The 15723-nt window shown below is 74.4% G+C and carries 13 protein-coding genes and 2 riboswitches; of the genes, 7 read left to right on the plus strand and 6 right to left on the minus strand.

The window, feature by feature from the left end:
* Positions 1 to 514: 514 nt before the first annotated feature.
* From ACI2LY_RS00680 to ACI2LY_RS00690, 3 genes are read left to right on the plus strand one after another with little or no spacing between them, the layout of a single operon-like run.
* On the plus strand, positions 515 to 1471 hold the full coding sequence (locus ACI2LY_RS00680; RefSeq protein WP_404706445.1) for an ATP-binding cassette domain-containing protein: 957 nt from the start codon (positions 515 to 517) through the stop codon (positions 1469 to 1471).
* Positions 1468 to 2220 (plus strand): ABC transporter permease, encoded by a 753-nt coding sequence (locus tag ACI2LY_RS00685; RefSeq protein ID WP_393597655.1) that lies wholly within the window; start codon positions 1468 to 1470, stop codon positions 2218 to 2220. Before ACI2LY_RS00680 ends, ACI2LY_RS00685 begins: the two co-directional genes overlap by 4 nt.
* On the plus strand, positions 2217 to 4148 hold the full coding sequence (locus ACI2LY_RS00690; RefSeq protein ID WP_404705175.1) for a TOMM precursor leader peptide-binding protein: 1932 nt from the start codon (positions 2217 to 2219) through the stop codon (positions 4146 to 4148). The genes ACI2LY_RS00685 and ACI2LY_RS00690 overlap by 4 nt, the downstream gene beginning before the upstream one ends.
* A 110-nt stretch (positions 4149 to 4258) precedes the next feature.
* Here the strand turns inward: ACI2LY_RS00690 and ACI2LY_RS00695 are convergent, their stop codons facing one another.
* Positions 4259 to 4432, minus strand: a complete 174-nt coding sequence (locus ACI2LY_RS00695) for a thiazolylpeptide-type bacteriocin (RefSeq protein WP_018548797.1) — start codon at positions 4430 to 4432, stop codon at positions 4259 to 4261.
* 187 nt (positions 4433 to 4619) lie between these two features.
* Between ACI2LY_RS00695 and ACI2LY_RS00700 the strand changes: the two genes are divergently transcribed.
* The 3 genes from ACI2LY_RS00700 to ACI2LY_RS00710 all read left to right on the plus strand — a co-directional run bounded on the left by ACI2LY_RS00700 (position 4620) and on the right by ACI2LY_RS00710 (position 9348).
* The gene (locus tag ACI2LY_RS00700; RefSeq protein ID WP_404705176.1) at positions 4620 to 5948 is read left to right on the plus strand and encodes an amidohydrolase; all 1329 of its coding nucleotides are present in this window, start codon (positions 4620 to 4622) and stop codon (positions 5946 to 5948) included.
* Positions 5949 to 6018: 70 nt separating this feature from the next.
* Positions 6019 to 6238, plus strand: a riboswitch (cobalamin riboswitch).
* Positions 6239 to 6395: 157 nt separating this feature from the next.
* Complete coding sequence (metE, locus tag ACI2LY_RS00705) at positions 6396 to 8708, plus strand: 5-methyltetrahydropteroyltriglutamate--homocysteine S-methyltransferase (protein ID WP_404705177.1); 2313 nt, start codon at positions 6396 to 6398, stop codon at positions 8706 to 8708.
* A gap of 70 nt (positions 8709 to 8778) precedes the next feature.
* Positions 8779 to 9348 (plus strand): histidine phosphatase family protein, encoded by a 570-nt coding sequence (locus tag ACI2LY_RS00710; RefSeq protein ID WP_404705178.1) that lies wholly within the window; start codon positions 8779 to 8781, stop codon positions 9346 to 9348.
* Positions 9349 to 9383: 35 nt separating this feature from the next.
* Here ACI2LY_RS00710 and ACI2LY_RS00715 read toward each other — a convergent pair whose 3' ends face one another.
* The 5 genes from ACI2LY_RS00715 to ACI2LY_RS00735 all read right to left on the minus strand — a co-directional run bounded on the left by ACI2LY_RS00715 (position 9384) and on the right by ACI2LY_RS00735 (position 14588).
* Complete coding sequence (locus ACI2LY_RS00715; protein WP_404705179.1) at positions 9384 to 10139, minus strand: CbtA family protein; 756 nt, start codon at positions 10137 to 10139, stop codon at positions 9384 to 9386.
* Between the two features lie 22 nt (positions 10140 to 10161).
* Positions 10162 to 10383: a CbtB-domain containing protein gene (locus tag ACI2LY_RS00720; protein ID WP_130330563.1), complete on the minus strand. Its 222-nt coding sequence runs from the start codon at positions 10381 to 10383 to the stop codon at positions 10162 to 10164.
* A gap of 38 nt (positions 10384 to 10421) precedes the next feature.
* A riboswitch (cobalamin riboswitch) is annotated at positions 10422 to 10554 on the minus strand.
* Positions 10555 to 10628: 74 nt separating this feature from the next.
* The gene (locus ACI2LY_RS00725) at positions 10629 to 11315 is read right to left on the minus strand and encodes a DUF4232 domain-containing protein (RefSeq protein WP_404705180.1); all 687 of its coding nucleotides are present in this window, start codon (positions 11313 to 11315) and stop codon (positions 10629 to 10631) included.
* A gap of 96 nt (positions 11316 to 11411) precedes the next feature.
* Positions 11412 to 11819: a hypothetical protein gene (locus tag ACI2LY_RS00730; protein WP_404705181.1), complete on the minus strand. Its 408-nt coding sequence runs from the start codon at positions 11817 to 11819 to the stop codon at positions 11412 to 11414.
* Positions 11820 to 11843: 24 nt separating this feature from the next.
* Positions 11844 to 14588, minus strand: coding sequence for a BTAD domain-containing putative transcriptional regulator (locus ACI2LY_RS00735; RefSeq protein ID WP_404706446.1), 2745 nt, complete (start codon positions 14586 to 14588; stop codon positions 11844 to 11846).
* Positions 14589 to 14718: 130 nt separating this feature from the next.
* On the opposite strand from ACI2LY_RS00735, the gene ACI2LY_RS00740 reads away from it, so the two are divergent.
* Complete coding sequence (locus tag ACI2LY_RS00740; RefSeq protein ID WP_404705182.1) at positions 14719 to 15675, plus strand: GlxA family transcriptional regulator; 957 nt, start codon at positions 14719 to 14721, stop codon at positions 15673 to 15675.
* The last annotated feature ends 48 nt before the right edge of the window (positions 15676 to 15723 follow it).

The raw sequence follows: 15723 nt of genomic DNA on the forward strand, positions 1-15723 counted from the left end.
GCTCCCGGACGGCGCCCAGGCCCGGCCCGCGCTGGGCGCGCTGCTGCTGCTCGGCACCGTCCTCGGCGTGGCCAACCTGCTGCCGCTGCCCCCGCTGGACGGCTACAAGGCGCTCGGGCACGCGCTCGGCGTCTCCGGGCTCTCCGAGGGCGCCCGCACCTTCACCGGGCTGGCCGCGCGGGCGCTGTTCCGCCGGGGTCCGGGCATCGCCGCGTACTCGGCACGCCTGCGGCTGCTGTACGGCGGGTTCGCGCTGCTGACGGCGGCGCAGAGCGCGGCGCTGCTGGTGCTGTGCGGGGCCGTGCTGCGGGCCATGCTGCCGGACGGCCTGGCGGTGCTCGCCTGGTCGCTGCCGCCCGCGCTGCTCGCCGCCGTCCTGCTGCTGTGGGCGCTGGGCGGCCTGGGCCGACGCCTGCGGGACCGGCGTACCACCGGGGCGGCCGCGACCGCCTCCCCCACCCCCGAACCGGGGCGGCAAGCCCCCTCCGCAGTACACCAGTTGAGGAAAGGCGAGATGAGCGCACCCGACAGCAGGACGGAACCCGCCCCGAGCGGCACCCGCACCGAGACCGTCGTCGCCCTGGACGGCGTCAGCAAGCGCTACGGGGAGGTGACGGCTCTACACGGCGTCTCCCTGGAGGTGCGCCACGGTGAGTTCTTCGGCATCCTCGGGCCGAACGGCGCGGGCAAGACCACCCTGGTGGAGATCGTGGAGGGCATGCGGGAGGCCGACGCGGGCAGTGTCGCCGTGTTCGGGCAGAGTCCCTGGCCGCGCGACATCGCGCTGCTGGCCCGGATCGGCGTACAGACGCAGGCGTCGGCGTTCTTCGCCCGGCTGACCGCGGGTGAGCATCTGCGCACGGTGGCCGCGCTGTACGGGATGGCGCCGGAGGCGGCGAGGACGGCGCTGGAGCGGGTCGGGCTGACCGAGAAGGAGAACGCGCGGGTCGACCATCTCTCCGGCGGCCAGCGGCAGCGGCTCGCGGTGGCCACCGCGCTGCTCAACGAGCCGGAGCTGATCTTCCTGGACGAGCCGACGGCCGCCCTCGACCCGGAGGCGCGGCGCGAACTGTGGGAGCTGCTGCGGTCGTTGCGCTCGGAGGGGCGCACGATCATCTGCACCACCCACTATCTGGACGAGGCCGAGGCGCTGTGCGACCGGGTGGCGATCATCGCCGGGGGCCGGGTCGTCGCGCTGGACTCGCCCCGCAACCTGATCCGCGCCCTGGCCGCGCCGACCCGGCTGCTGGTGCCCGCCGACAAGCTCTCCCCCGGGGCCGCGCTGGCGCTGGCGGGCGTGGACCGGGCGACCGTGCAGGGCGCCGACCTGGTCATCGAGACGACGGTGCCCAACCGGGTGCTGCCCGCGCTCGGCGACCTGGTGGACATCGACTCGGTCTCCGTGCGCACCCCCACCCTCGAAGACGCCTACCTCTCGCTGACCGGCACCGGATCGGAGCACCACCGTTGAGCGCCTACGCCGCACTGACCAGGGCCACCTATGTCGCGAGCGTGCGCGACAAGACGACCCTCTTCTTCACCTTCGCCTTCCCGCTCGCCTTCCTGGTGCTGTTCGGCCTGATCTTCCAGGGCGACAAGGTCAACGGCGGGCTGGCCTCCATCAACTACATCGCGCCGGGCGTGCTGTCCTGGGGTGTGGGCAACGCGGCCGTGTTCTCGGTGGGGTTCGCCCTGATGCAGTGGCGCCGGGACGATCTGCTCCGGCTGATCTGGCGCACCCCGACCCCGCTGCGCACCCTGATCGCCTCGCGGTGGACGGTGGCGATGGGGGTGGCGCTGGCGCAGACCGCGCTGTTCACCGCCGTCGCGCTGCTGCCGTTCTTCGGGCTCAAGCTGATGGGCCCCTGGTGGGCGGCGCTGCCGCTGCTGGTGCTGGGGGTGACCGCGTTCCTCGCCATGGGGCTGGTCGTCGGCAGCCTCGCCGACACCCCGGAGGCGGTCGCGGCCATCGCCAACCTGGTGATGGTGCCGATGGCGTTCCTGTCCGGCTCGTTCTTCCCGGACGACCTGATGCCGGGCTGGCTCCGCACGGCCGCCAAGGTGCTGCCGCTGCACTATCTGAACGACGGTCTCACCGACGCCATGGGCGGCCGCGGCGACCTGGGCGACATCGCGCTGGACTGCGCGGGCCTCGCCGTGTTCGCCCTGTTCTTCGGGGTGATCGCCACCCGGATCTTCCGCTGGAGCAACCGGACATGACGACGACGATGACCGCTCTGGAGGCCGCGCGGGCGGACCTCCAGGCCCGGCTGGCGGTGCGCGCGACCGCCGCCGGGCTGCCCGCGCCCGCCGTGTCCCGGATCGGCGACACCAACGTGCTCGGCGCGGCCGGGCTCCCCGTCGGCCCGGCCAGCGTGCATCTGACCGCGCAGGCTGTGCTGCTCGGCCCCTGGGGCGGCACCCCGGCGGCCGGTCCGGCCTGCGGGATCTGTCTGGCGATGCGGCGGCAGCGGCTGCGCACCCGTACCGAGCGGGAGGCGCTGGAGACCGGTACGGAGACCACGGCGGCCGGGGTCTGGCCGGTGCTGCCGGACCACACGGTGGACGCGGTGTGGTCGCTGCACCGGCTGATCGCCTCCGGCGCCGCCCGGCACTCCGCCGAGGGCCCGGACGCCGAGCTGCCCCAGGTCACCGAGGTCGACCTGGAGACGCTGCGGGTACGGACGTTCCCGCTGCTGCCGGAGCCGATGTGCCCGCACTGCCGTCCGTTCACCGAGGAGGCGGAGCTGCGCGCGGCGGAGGAGGCGACACTGCCCTCGCCGGGCCCGCTGCCCAAGCCGCGCCCGGACTCCTACCGGCTGCGCCGGGCGTCGGACCATCCGCTGCCGGTGAAGGCCCTGGCCAACCCGGTGTGCGGGGTGCTCGGCGGCGGCACCTGGATCGACGTCACCTCCCCCACCACCGCGCCGGTCGCGGGCAGCGTCTTCATGCGGGGGTACGCCGGTCTCACCGACGTCACCTGGAGCGGCCAGGCCAACTCCTTCGCGGACAGCCGCGACCTGGCCTTCCTGGAGGGCCTGGAACGGTACGCGGGCACCCATCGCCGACACCGCGCGCCGGTGCTGACCGCCTCGCTGGAGGAGCTGGGCGACCGCGCCCTCGATCCGCGTACGTGCGGGCTGTACGAGCCGCGCACCTACGCCGAGGACCCGATGGTCGAGCCCTTCGACCCGGCCCGGCCGATCCCCTGGGTCACCGGCTGGTCGCTGCGGGACGGCCGCCCGGTGCTGGTCCCGGCCCGGCTGGTCTACTACAGCGCGGGCACCGCCGCCGACAACTTCGTCTTCGAGTGCTCCAACGGCTGTGCCACCGGCAGCAGTTGGGAGGAGGCGGTGTTCTTCGGCCTGCTCGAACTCATCGAGCGGGACGCCTTCCTGCTCGGCTGGTACGGCGATCTGCCGCTGCCCGAGATCGACCTGGACTCGGTGCGCTCACCGAGCGTACGCGCGATGGTGGCACGGGCCGCGCTCCAGGGCTACGACGTGCACGTCTTCGACAACCGGGTGGACCTCCCGGTGCCCGTCGTCACCGGGCTCGCGGTGCGCCGCGACGACGCGCCGGGCTCGCTGGCGTTCGCGGCGGGCGCCTCCTTCGACCCGGAGACGGCCGTGGAGTCGGCGGTCTCCGAGATCCTCACCTACATCCCGCACCTGCCCGGCCAGGTTGCCGAACGCCCCGCCGAACTCACGGCCATGGCCGAGGACTTCGACCTGGTGAAGCGGCTCCCGGACCACGCGGCGCTGTTCGGGCTGCCCGCGATGCGCGTCCACGCCACCGGCTATCTGAAGCCGCCCCGCACGGCTCCGCTCGACGAGCTGTTCGCCGGGTGGGAGGAGCGGCGGCCGCGCACCGGCGACCTCCGCGACGACCTGCTCCTCGTGCGGAACCTGCTGGGCGAGGCGGGCTGCGAGGTGATCGCCGTCGACCAGACCACGCCCGAGCAGCGCCGGATGGGGCTGCGTACGGTGGCCACGCTGGCTCCGGGGCTGCTGCCGATCGACTTCGGCTGGCTCAGGCAGCGGGCGCTCGCCATGCCGAGGCTGCGTACCGCGCCGTACCGGGCGGGCATGGTCGCGGCGCCGCTCACGGAGGAGGAGTTGCGGCGGGTGCCGCATCCGTTCCCGTGAGCGGGGCAGGCGTTCTGCTCGTCGGCGCGCGGGCCGTCAAGGGCCCCGCGCACACCGGCGGTCCCCGGCGCGCCGAGGCGGACCGGGGACCGTGGGTGCGAACGCCTGGATCAGGCGGTGCAGGAGGTGGTGCTGGTGGTGCTGGAGCAGGTGCTGGTGGAGGAACAGCTCGTCGACGAACCGAGCATGACCTCGCTGGCGTCCGAGTAGTCGGTGATCTCGAAGGTCTCCGACTCCAGGTCCAGGATCTCCTGGGCGAGGGAGGCGAGGTTGTTGTCAGCCATGATGGCTCCTTCCGGGTCAGGTGGCCTGCTGCCGGCCGGGACGGCCCCGTCCGGTGGTGCGCTGAACCTGCCGGAGGAGCGATCCCCCCGGACACCTCCCTTTCTACGCGCGTCCGACACCAACTCCCTTACCGATGGCTGTCACTTCGCTGACACCCCCGTACGACAACCCTCTGGAGTCCCCGCCGTGAGCAGCGACCAGTCCCGTCCGTCCGTGACCGTGGGCGGTGGTGTGCCGCCCGGTCTGGACGCCCTGCTGGCGTCCACCGCCGAGCTGTATCTCGACCTGCACCGGCACCCCGAGCTGTCCGGCGCGGAGGAGCGCACCGCCGCCGTGTTCGCGGACCGGCTGACGGCAGACGGCTTCCGTGTGCTGCGCGGGGTCGGCGGGCACGGGGTCGCCGCCGAACTCGTCAACGGCGACGGCCCGGCCGTGCTGCTGCGCGCCGAGCTGGACGCGCTCCCGGTGGCCGAGGAGACCGGTGTGCCGTACGCCAGCACCGCGACCGCGCCGGGTCCGGACGGGCGGCCGGTGCCGGTGATGCACGCCTGCGGCCATGACGCCCATCTGGCCTGCGCGGCCGCCGCGGCCCGCTGGCTCGCCGGGCACCGGGACCGCTGGCGCGGCACCCTGCTGGTGGTCGGGCAGCCCGCCGAGGAGACGCTGAGCGGTGCCCGGGCGATGCTGGAGGACGGCCTGTACGACCGGATCACCGCGCCGGACGTGGTCCTCGCCCAGCACACGGCCGCGTTCCCGGCCGGGATGGTGGCGCACGCGGACGGGCCGCTGATGGCGGGCAGTGTGACGCTGGAGGTGGTGTTCGAGGGGGACGGCGGGCACGCGGCCACCCCGCATCTGACGGCCGATCCGCTGCTCGCGGCGGCCGGTGCGGTGACCCGGCTCCCCGCTGTCGCCGCCCGCGAGACGGACCCGGCCGAGCGGCTGGTGGTGACCGCGTCCTCGCTCCGGGCCGGGGACACCGGGCGCTCCGGGAACGTGATAGCCACCCGCGCCGAGCTGCGGGTCACCGTCCGCGCCCTCTCGGAGGCGGCGCTCGTGCGGGGTACGGCGGCGGTGGAGCGGGTGGTGCGCGCGGAGGCCGCGTCGGCCGGGCTGCCGCCCCGGGTCACCGTGCGCGAGCTGACCCGCTCCGGCGTCACCCGCCCCGATCCGGGTGTCACGGCCGCCGTCCGCGCCGCCCACCAGGGGGCGTTCGGCGCGTCCCGTGTCACCGGCTGGCCCGCCTCCGCGGCGACCGAGGACTTCCCGCTGCTCACCGGCGCGGGCGGCCATCTGCACGGCCGCCCCGGCATCCGGGGCGCCTACTGGATGCTCGGCTCGGTCGGCCCCACCCAGTGGGCGGCGGCCCCCGGCACCGGTCCGGCGGAGAAGTTCCGGAGCCTGCCGAACAACCACTCCCCCCGCTACCTGCCCAGCGTCCGCCTCACCCTGGACACCGGCACGGCCGCGCTGGTCACGGCGGCGCTGGCCCAACTGGGCCCGGCGGCCGGGTGACCGCGGTGCGCGTGGCCCGGATCACCATCCGAATGCCGGACGGTACCGGCGGCGGCCGGTCATGGCCCGTAGGCTGACCTGTGCAGCTGGTTCGCCCCGTCCGCCAGACGGGGTGTCGTAAGAGGGAACCCGGTGGGAATCCGGGACTGCCCCGCAGCGGTGAGCGGGAACGACCGCCGTCATACGCACTGGGTCCGACGCACGGACCTGGGAAGCGACGGCCAGTAGGTGTCCTCCTGGTGAGGACGCGCCCGTGAGTCCGAAGACCTGCCATCTGCCCGTGCGCGACCCGCTCGCGTGCGGAGTTCCGGTGACCTCGAGGGCGGGTCGGCGTACGCAACAGGACGGACCACCGCGTCGCGCGGGCCGGGCCGCCTGGCCGTCACCCCTTCACGTACTCGTTCCGTCGCCGGGACCTCAGGGATTCATCTCGTGAAGGAGATCTCCGTGACACCGAAGTCCGCAGCCGCGGCAGCACGGTCGACCGTGTACGGCTACCCGCGTCAGGGCCAGGGCCGGGAGCTGCAGAAGGCGATCGAGGGCTATTGGAAGGGCCACGTCACCGCCGACGCCCTCCGGGCCACCGCGGCCGACCTCCGCCGCGTCAACTGGCAGGCGCTCGCCGAAGCAGGCATCGACGAGGTCCCGACCGGCGACTTCTCGGCCTACGACCACGTGCTGGACACCACCGTGATGGTCGGCGCGATCCCCCAGCGGCACCGGGCCGCCGTCGAGGCCGACGCGCTGGACGGCTACTTCGCCATGGCGCGCGGTACGCAGGACATCGCGCCGCTGGAGATGACCAAGTGGTTCGACACGAACTACCACTATCTGGTGCCCGAGTTGGGCCCGGACACGGTGTTCTCCGCCGACTCCGCCAAGCAGGTCGCGGAGCTGAAGGAGGCCCTCGCACTGGGCCTCGCCGCCCGGCCGGTGCTGGTCGGCCCGGTCACCTACCTGCTGCTGGCCAAGCCCGCGCCCGGTGTCCCCGCCGACTTCGACCCGCTGACCCTGCTGGACCGGCTGCTCCCGGTGTACGCCGAGGTGCTGGCGGATCTGCGCGCGGCCGGGGCCGAGTGGGTGCAGCTGGACGAGCCCGCGCTGGTGCAGGACCGCACCCCGGCCGAGCTGAACGCGGCCGAGCGCGCCTACCGTGACCTGGGCGCGCTCACCGACCGGCCGAAGCTGCTGGTCGCCTCCTACTTCGACCGTCTTGGCGAGGCGCTGCCGGTGCTGGCGAAGGCGCCGGTGGAGGGGCTGGCGCTGGACTTCACCGAGGCCGCGGCCGCCAACCTGGACGCGCTCGCCGCCGTCGGCGGGCTGCCCGGCAAGCGGCTGGTCGCCGGGGTCGTGAACGGCCGCAACATCTGGGCGAACGACCTGTCGAAGTCCCTCGCCACCCTGGGCACCCTGCTCGGGCTGGCCGACCGGGTCGACGTCGCCGCGTCCTGCTCCCTGCTGCACGTACCGCTGGACACCACTCCCGAGCGGGACATCGAGCCGCAGATCCTGCGCTGGCTGGCGTTCGCCCGGCAGAAGACCGCCGAGATCGTCACCCTGGCCAGGGGCCTGGCGCGCGGCACGGACGCGATCGCCGCCGAACTCGCCGCGAACCGGGCCGACCTGGCCTCCCGCACCGGCTCCCCCATCACCCGCGACCCGGCCGTCCGGGCCCGCGCGAAGGCCGTCACGGACGCCGACGCCTGCCGCGCCCAGCCGTACCCCGAGCGGGCGGCCGCCCAGCGGGCCCACCTCGGCCTGCCGCTGCTGCCGACCACCACGATCGGCTCGTTCCCGCAGACCGGCGAACTGCGCACCGCCCGCGCGGACCTGCGGACGGGCCGGATCGACACAACCGGGTACGAGGAGCGCGTCAAGGCGGAGATCCAGGAGGTGATCTCCTTCCAGGAGAAGACCGGCCTGGACGTGCTGGTGCACGGCGAGCCCGAACGCAACGACATGGTGCAGTACTTCGCCGAGCAGCTCACCGGCTACCTCGCCACCCAGCACGGCTGGGTCCAGTCCTACGGCACCCGTTACGTCCGCCCGCCGATCCTGATCGGCGACATCTCCCGCCCCGAGCCGATGACGGTCCGCTGGACGACGTACGCCCAGTCGCTCTCCGACCGCCCGGTCAAGGGCATGCTGACCGGGCCGGTGACCATGCTCGCCTGGTCCTTCGTCCGCGACGACCAGCCGCTCGGCGACACCGCCCGGCAGGTCGCGCTCGCCTTGCGCGACGAGGTGAACGACCTGGAGCGGGCGGGCACTTCGGTGATCCAGGTGGACGAGCCCGCTCTGCGCGAGACGCTTCCGCTGCGCGCCGCCGACCGGGCCGCCTATCTGGCCTGGGCGACGGAGGCGTTCCGGCTGACCACAGCGGGCGTCCGGCCGGACACCCAGGTCCACACCCACATGTGCTACGCCGAGTTCGGTGACATCGTGCGGGCCATCGACGACCTGGACGCCGACGTCATCAGCCTGGAGGCAGCCCGCTCGCACATGCAGGTGGCCCGCGAACTGGCCGCGCACGGCTACCCCCGCGAGGCGGGTCCGGGGGTGTACGACATCCACTCCCCGCGCGTGCCGAGCGCCGAGGAGGCGGCCGAGCTGCTGCGTACGGGGCTGAAGGCGATCCCCGCCGAGCGGCTGTGGGTGAACCCGGACTGCGGGCTGAAGACCCGCGCCTGGCCGGAGACGCGGGCGTCGCTGGAGAACCTGGTGACGGCGGCCCGTACCGTGCGGGGTGAACTGCGTTAGTCCGACCGTCCGTTCGTCCCGGCCCCGTTGCGGGGCCGGGACGCGTTCTCATCATCAGGAGGTTGTCCGGGTGACCAGTCGGCTGGTGCTCGTCCCGCCCGCGATCGGGGTCGCGCTGCGGGAGGCCCGGTTCTACGACGGGTCCTCGTCCATCGACGAGGCGGGCGCCGCTCGGGCGCGGGCGGCGGCGGGAGCGGTGCCGGAGGCGGCGCGGGTCGTGCTGTCGCCCGGTGCGCGGTGCCGGGAGACGGCCGAGGCGCTGGGGCTGCGGGGTGTGGTGGCGGCGGAACTCGCGCCGCTGGACGCCGGGCGGTGGCGGGGGCGTGCGCTGGCGGAGGTCGCGGCGGCCGAGGGGGAGGCGGTGGCCCGGTGGCTGGCCGACCCGGAGTGCGCGGCGCCGGGCGGGGAGTCGGTGCGGGCGGTGTGCGCGCGGGTGGGGCGCTGGCTGGAGTCGGTGCCCGAGGGCCGTACGGTCGCCGTCGTGGAGCCCGACGTGGTGCGGGCGGCCGTGGTGCACGCGCTGGGGCTGCCCGCCGAGGCGTTCTGGCGGCTGGACGTGGCCCCGCTGACCGCGACGGAGCTGTCGGGGCGGGCCGGGCGGTGGAACCTGCGGCTGGGACGCCCGCTCACGGCCGACTGAGAGGGCCCCCGGAGGATTTCCGGGGGCCCTTCGACTCAGTGGGAGGCGGCGACCGCCCGGCCCGTGTCGCGTGCCGCCACGGGGTGCGGGTTCAGCAGCCGCTCGGCCAACTCGCCGAAGAGCAGCCCGAATCCGGCCCACAGCACCGTCTGGATGGCCAGCGCGGAGAGGCGGAACCGCCAGAGCAGGGTGGCCGGGAAGTGTTCCGGCACCTCGTTGACGACCGGCAGGAAGGCGTACGCCAGCCCGGTCAGCAGGGCGAAGGCGGCCACGGCGACGAGGGTCGCGTACCAGTTGCCCAGGCGCGGGGCGAGCCGCTTGCCGAGGAGGGTGGCGCCGACCGCCAGCAGCACGCTGAGCACCATCATCAGGAAGTACAGCGTGGTGCGCTTGCCGATGGTGTCCGGGTCGCCGACCGAGGGCGGGTTCGCCGGGTACTTCAGGAACGGCACCACGTACACGGCGAGCAGCGCGGTGCCGGACAGCAGCAGCGCGGTCGCTCGGGGGCCGAAGCGGCCGACGCGGCCGAGCGCGAAGCAGAAGGCGAGCGCGGCGATGCCGCCGAAGGCGACCCCGTAGACGAGGACGCCGGTGGCCAGTCCGGCGGTGGACTGGAGCGAGCGGGAGACCACTTCGACCTCGTGCTCGTGGGAGTGGTGGCCCTCGAAGCTGATGGCGCTGTCCACGGACGGCTCGCCGAGGAAGTACGCGGCGATCAGGGCGAGCACTCCGGCGCCGAGGCCGGCGAGCATGCCCCGCACGAGGAGGTTTCTCACGGTTGCGGAGTTCATGGTGGGTGCGGCGTCCCTCGCGTCAGTGGCAGGGGAAGCCGAGCAGGTGGCGGGCGTCGTGCACCCACTCGTGGACGTCCGTGCCGTTGAACACGGAGGTGGCGCCCTGCTCGGCGCCGACGAAGTACAGCAGGACCAGCATGAGGACGCCGAAGAAGACCGCCCAGGGCGCTATCTCCTTCAGCGGCAGGGTGGCGGGAGCGGCCGGGTTTCCGGCGGTCGGCTGAGCGACGGTCTGCGCCATGGCAGTACCTCCTCTGGGAGTTCGCGTCCCATCTCGGTGGTGCACAGGACGACGGCCACGGGTCTGACTCGCGCGCCCCCTTGAGGGACCGCGCACACAGTGGCGCGACCGTGCCGGTTTCTCACCGGCTTCCGTTTCGCCGTCGTCGATATCGCCCCGACGGTACCGCGTGCGCCCTGCCTGGCCAAGACCGCGCCCCCTCGGGTGATCTTCCTCTCCCGAGGGGGCGCGGCCGGGGGTACGGGTCAGAAGTCGTCGGCGCCGTTGCGCAGTTCGGTCGTCCAGTAGCCGGTGAGCGTCTTCGCGGGGTCGACGGCGAGGCCGCCGCCTGCCGAGGAGTCCACCGCGATGACGGTGGAGTCGCCCTGCAGCACCAGCTGGAACGCGGTCACCACCTCGTTGTCCTCGTCGACACCCCCGTCGGACAGCTTGACCAGCACGAACGCCGGGTCACCGGGGTTCAGCACGGTCGGCACGGCGGGCTTGCTCTTGGCCACGGACGGCACGTCCTGCTTGTGGCTCTCCAGGAACTGGATGTGCGGGAAGCCCGCCATCTCGCAACGGTGGCCGGAGGTGTTCCGCGCGGTCAGGATGATGTGGGTGTAGGGCGGCCCGTCCTGGCGCTCGGAGCTGACCTTGACGTCCTGGGCGCGGCAGAGGGGCGTGGAGGCGGTGCCCTTCTTGGCGCCGGAAGAGCCGGAGCCGGTCTTGTGCGCGGTCCCCACGGCGGTGCTGGTGCCCGTGGTGGTGCCGGTGTCGGTACCGGTGCTCGTACCGGCCGCAGGCGCGGAAGTGGCGGCGGCGGCCGTGTCCTTGGCGACGGGCGCCCCCTCGGCCTTGGTGCCCTCCCCGCTCTGGCAGGCGGTCAGGGACAGGGCGAGCGCGGCGGAAGCGGCGACGGAGAAGAGTGCCGTACGGCGCGATGCGTTCATGGTGTTTTCCCCCGGGAGGTGAAACGTCGACGACGGCCCTCTCAGACCGTCGGCCAGCCTCTGACCTGCTGACACCCCCACTCTCACCGCCCCCGCTCACGTCCCGCTGACGTCCGGCTGACGCCCCTCTGACGCCGGGCCGGGCCCGCTGCCGTCACCGGGGTCGACCCGCGCCAGCACCTCGGCCAGCGGCACCCCGTCCCGCGAGGCGACGATCCGCCGCACCCGCAACTCCGCCCGCGTCCGGGGCCGGTACTTCGGCTCCTTCGCGCACCCACAGCCCGACCGCCCGTCGAACCGCAGCCCCTCCCCCAGCACCGCGGCGACCACGGACCACCTCGCGACATCCCGCCGACGCGGCGGAGCGAAGTCCCGCCCGGCACAGACGAGCGGCCGGGCGCAGTTCGGGCACGCGTGCTCCCGATCCGCGTGCCGCTTGAAACTGACCCGGCACGAGAGGCAGGCGTGGTGGAGCTTGTACGGGGTCACGGCGTAGCGGCACATGGGGTCACCGTAGCGACAGCCGTCCTACGACTCCTCCGCCGCGAGCCTTCGTACCGCCGCCTCGTGCCGCTTGCGGTGGTCCGGGCGGCCGCTGACCCGCAGCAGAGCCTCCAGGGCCCGTACCGCTCCCTCGTCGTAGCCCGTGGACTCGGCCTCGTCGGCGGCGCGTTCCAGGAGGCGGAGGGCTTCGGGTTCGTCGCCGAGGGCGAGGTGGGCCTCGCCGCAGACCGTGTGGAGGAGGGAGGTGCGGGCCGCTTCCTCGTGTTCGGGGCCGAGGTCCAGGGCCGTGCGGGCGACGCGGAGGGCCTGTTCCGGGGCGCCGGAGGTGAGGTGGGTGCGGGAGAGGTGGAGGAGGGCGAGCATCTCCGTGTGCGGGTTGCCCTCCTCGCGGGCCAGGGTGGCGGCTCGGGCGCAGTGGGTGAGGGCGGCGTCGAGGTCGCCCTGCGCGGACTGGACGACGGCCAGGTTGATCAGGGCGGTGGCCTCGCCGAGGCGGTCGCCGGTGCGGCGGGCCAGGGCGGGTGAGGGTTCGAGGAGGGTGAGGGCGTCCGCGAGGCGTCCCTCCTCGCTCAGCACCCAGCCCAGCAGGGTGCGGACGCGGGACTCGGCGTACGGGTCGGCCACGGCCTGGGCGCACTCCAGGGCCGTGGACAGCAGCGGCACCCAGTTGTCCCGCGAGCGCCACACCACCTGCGGCCACTGGAGGAGGATGATCCGCCAGGCCCGGTCGTCCAGTCCGGCGGCCCGCGCGGCGGTCACCGCGCGGGCCAGGTCCTCGCGTTCGGCGGCCAGCCAGCCCATCGCCTCCGCCCGGTCCGCGAAGTCGCGTACGGCGGCCGGGCGCCGGAAGTCGGCGGGCAGCGCGAAGCAGGGCTCGCCGCCGGGCTGGGCGGTCTCGGCGGCGGCGAGGGCGGTCGCGATGTAGTGGTCGAGAGCGCCGGTGAGCGCCTGGGGGCCGCTCGCCGGGTCGAGGTCGCGGGCGTAGAGGCGTACGAGGTCGTGCAGTTCCCAGCGGCCGGGCGCGGTCTCGGTGACGAGGTGGGCGGCGCCGAGCCGTTCCAGGGCGCGGGCGGCGGCCAGCGGGTCGGTGCCGGAGAGGGCGGCGGCGGTGTACGGGTCGACGTGGGTGCCGGGGTGATGGCCGAGGCGGCCGAAGTGGTGCGCGGCCTCGCCGGGGAGGTGCTGCAGGGTCAGGCGGAGCGCGGCCGGGACACCGGTGTCGTCGACCGCGAGGTGGGCCAACCGGCCGCGTTCGTCCGCGAGTTCGTCCGCGAGGTGGGCCAGGGTCCACTGAGGGCGGCCCGCGAGCCGGGCGGCGGTCACCCGGAGGGCGAGCGGGAGTCCGCCGCAGAGTTCGGCGAGCCTGCGCGCGGCCACCGGTTCACCGAGGACGCGTTCCTCGCCGAGGACGCCCGCGAGGAGCGCGGTGCCGTCCCGCGCGTCGAGCGTGCCGAGCGGCACGGGGCGGGCCGCGTCGGAGGCGATGAGCCCCTCCAGGCGGTGGCGGCTGGTGACGACGGTGACGCAGTCGGTGCCGCCGGGCAGCAGGGCGCGGACGGTGGCGGAGTCGCGCGCGTTGTCGAGGACGACCAGCAGCCGCAGCCGGTCGGTGAGGGTGCGGAACAGCGCGGCGGCGGCCGTGGCCGACTCCGGTATCCGGCGCGGCGGCACGCCGAGGGCGAGCAGGAACTCGCGCAGCACCTCGGTGATCGAGGGCTCGCCGGTGTCGCTGAAGCCGTGCAGGTCGGCGAAGAGCCGTCCGTCGGGGAAGGCGTCGGCGTTGCGGTGCGCCCACCACAGCGCGAGGGCGGTCTTGCCGACCCCGGCGGGCCCGGTGACCAGGCACACGGGCGCCTCCCCGGCGGCGGCCCGGCCGAGCGCGGCGAGTTCCGGGCCGCGCCCGTGGAAGCCGCGGGGCGCGCGGGGCAGCAGGTCGGCATGCGCCTCGGCGGGCACGAGAGGGGGGCGCGGGGGTACGGGCAGCCGAGCGGGTTCGGCCGCCGAGCGCGGGACGAGCAGGTCCGGTACGGGGTCTCCGCGCAGGATCAGCCCGTAGGCGTCGGCGAGTTCACGGCCGGGGTCGATGCCGAGTTCGTCGGCGAGGAGTCTGCGGGTGCGGTGGAACCAGTCGAGCGCCTCCGACTGCCTGCCCGCCTGGTACAGGGCGGTCATCAGCGCGGCGGACAGCGACTCGCGCAGCGGATGCGCGACGGCCTCGGTGCGCAGCACTGCGGCGGCCCGGTGATGCTCGCCCAACCGGCCATAGGCGAGCGCCAGTTGCTCCACGGCGGAGAGCCGGGACTCCTCCAGCGAGTGGGCGGCGGCCTGGAGCGGCGGTCCGGCGAAGGCGCCGCCGAGGGCGGGGCCGCGCCACAGCGCGAGGGCGTCGCCGAGCATCAGCACGGTGTCGGCGGGGTCGCGCTGTTCGCGGGCGAGGGTCAGCAGTTCCTCGAACCGCTGGGCGTCCAGCAGGGTTTCCGGCAGCCGCAGCGCGTACGCGTCCCCGGCGGTGAGGAGTTCGACGCCGTACGCCTCCGCGTCGCCCTCGGCGAGCAGGGCGCGCAGCCGGGACACATGGCCCTGGATGACACTCCGCGCCTGGCTCGGGGGTTCGTCGTCCCACAGGCAGGCGGTCAACCGGCGCGTCGGCACAGGGGTGTTGGCCGACAGCAGCAGCGCCGCGAGCAGGCTGCGGCGCTTGGCGGGGCCGAGCGGCAGTGGTCCCCGGCGGGTGTCGACGGAGACGGTGCCGAGCAGCCGGAACTCCACGAGTCGGTCCTTTTCGAGGGCGGCCATGGGCGGCCGGTACGGGAAGAACAGCAGCATATCGGGGGGTTGTCCGCGGCTCGGCGGGGGTTTCGCGTCCTCGCCGCGCCGCGCCTTGCGTACCCTGCTGACCGTGCCCTCCTCCCGCCGTCGCCGTGTCGCCGTTCTCGTCCTGGAGGGCGCCAAGCCGCTCGACGTGGGGATTCCGGCGCAGGTGTTCACGACCCGCGCGAGCATGCCGTACGAGGTGCGGGTGTGCGGGGCCGCGCCGGGGCTGGTGGCGGGCGGGGACGGCCTGTCGTACCACGTGGCGCACGGACTGGAGGCGCTGGAGTGGGCGGACGTGGTGTTCGTGCCGGGCTACCGGTTCCCGGACCGGGAGGACCCGCCGGAGCCGGTGGTGGCGGCGCTGGTCGCGGCGCACGGGCGGGGGGCGCGGCTGGCGGCGATCTCCACGGGGGCGTTCGCGCTGGCGACCACCGGACTGCTGGACGGCAGGCGGGCCACCACGCACTGGCACTACGCCCGCGCCCTGGCGGCCCGGTATCCGCTGATCCGGGTGGACGAGAACGTGCTGTTCGTGGACGAGGGCAGCGTGCTGACGTCGGCCGGGGCGGCCTCCGGCATCGACCTGTGCCTGCACATGCTGCGCGGCGAACTGGGGGTGGCCGCGTCCAACCACGCGGCCCGGCGCCTGGTCGCGGCGCCCTATCGCAGCGGGGGTCAGGCGCAGTACGTGCCGCGCAGTGTGCCGGAGCCGCTGGGCGAGCGGTTCGCCGCGACCCGGGAGTGGGCGCTGCACCGGCTCGGTGAGCCGCTGAGCCTCCAGTCGCTGGCCCGGCACGCGGCGGTGTCACCGCGTACGTTCTCCCGCCGGTTCGCCGAGGACACCGGGTACACGCCGATGCAGTGGGTGACGCGGGCCCGGGTCGACCTGGCGCGGGAGTTGCTGGAGCGTTCGGAGCGGAGCGTGGAACAGATCGCCGACGAGGTGGGGCTCGGTACCGGCACCAACCTCCGGCTGCACTTCCAGCGCGTCCTGGGGACCACACCGAGCGACTACCGGCGTACGTTCGCCCGGGGCGAGTGACGCTGGCGCGATCCTTGTGAACCGTGGCGCTCCTGCCACTGCCGCGCC

Source organism: Streptomyces sp. NPDC002176 (assembly GCF_044903645.1).
GTDB lineage: Bacteria > Actinomycetota > Actinomycetes > Streptomycetales > Streptomycetaceae > Streptomyces.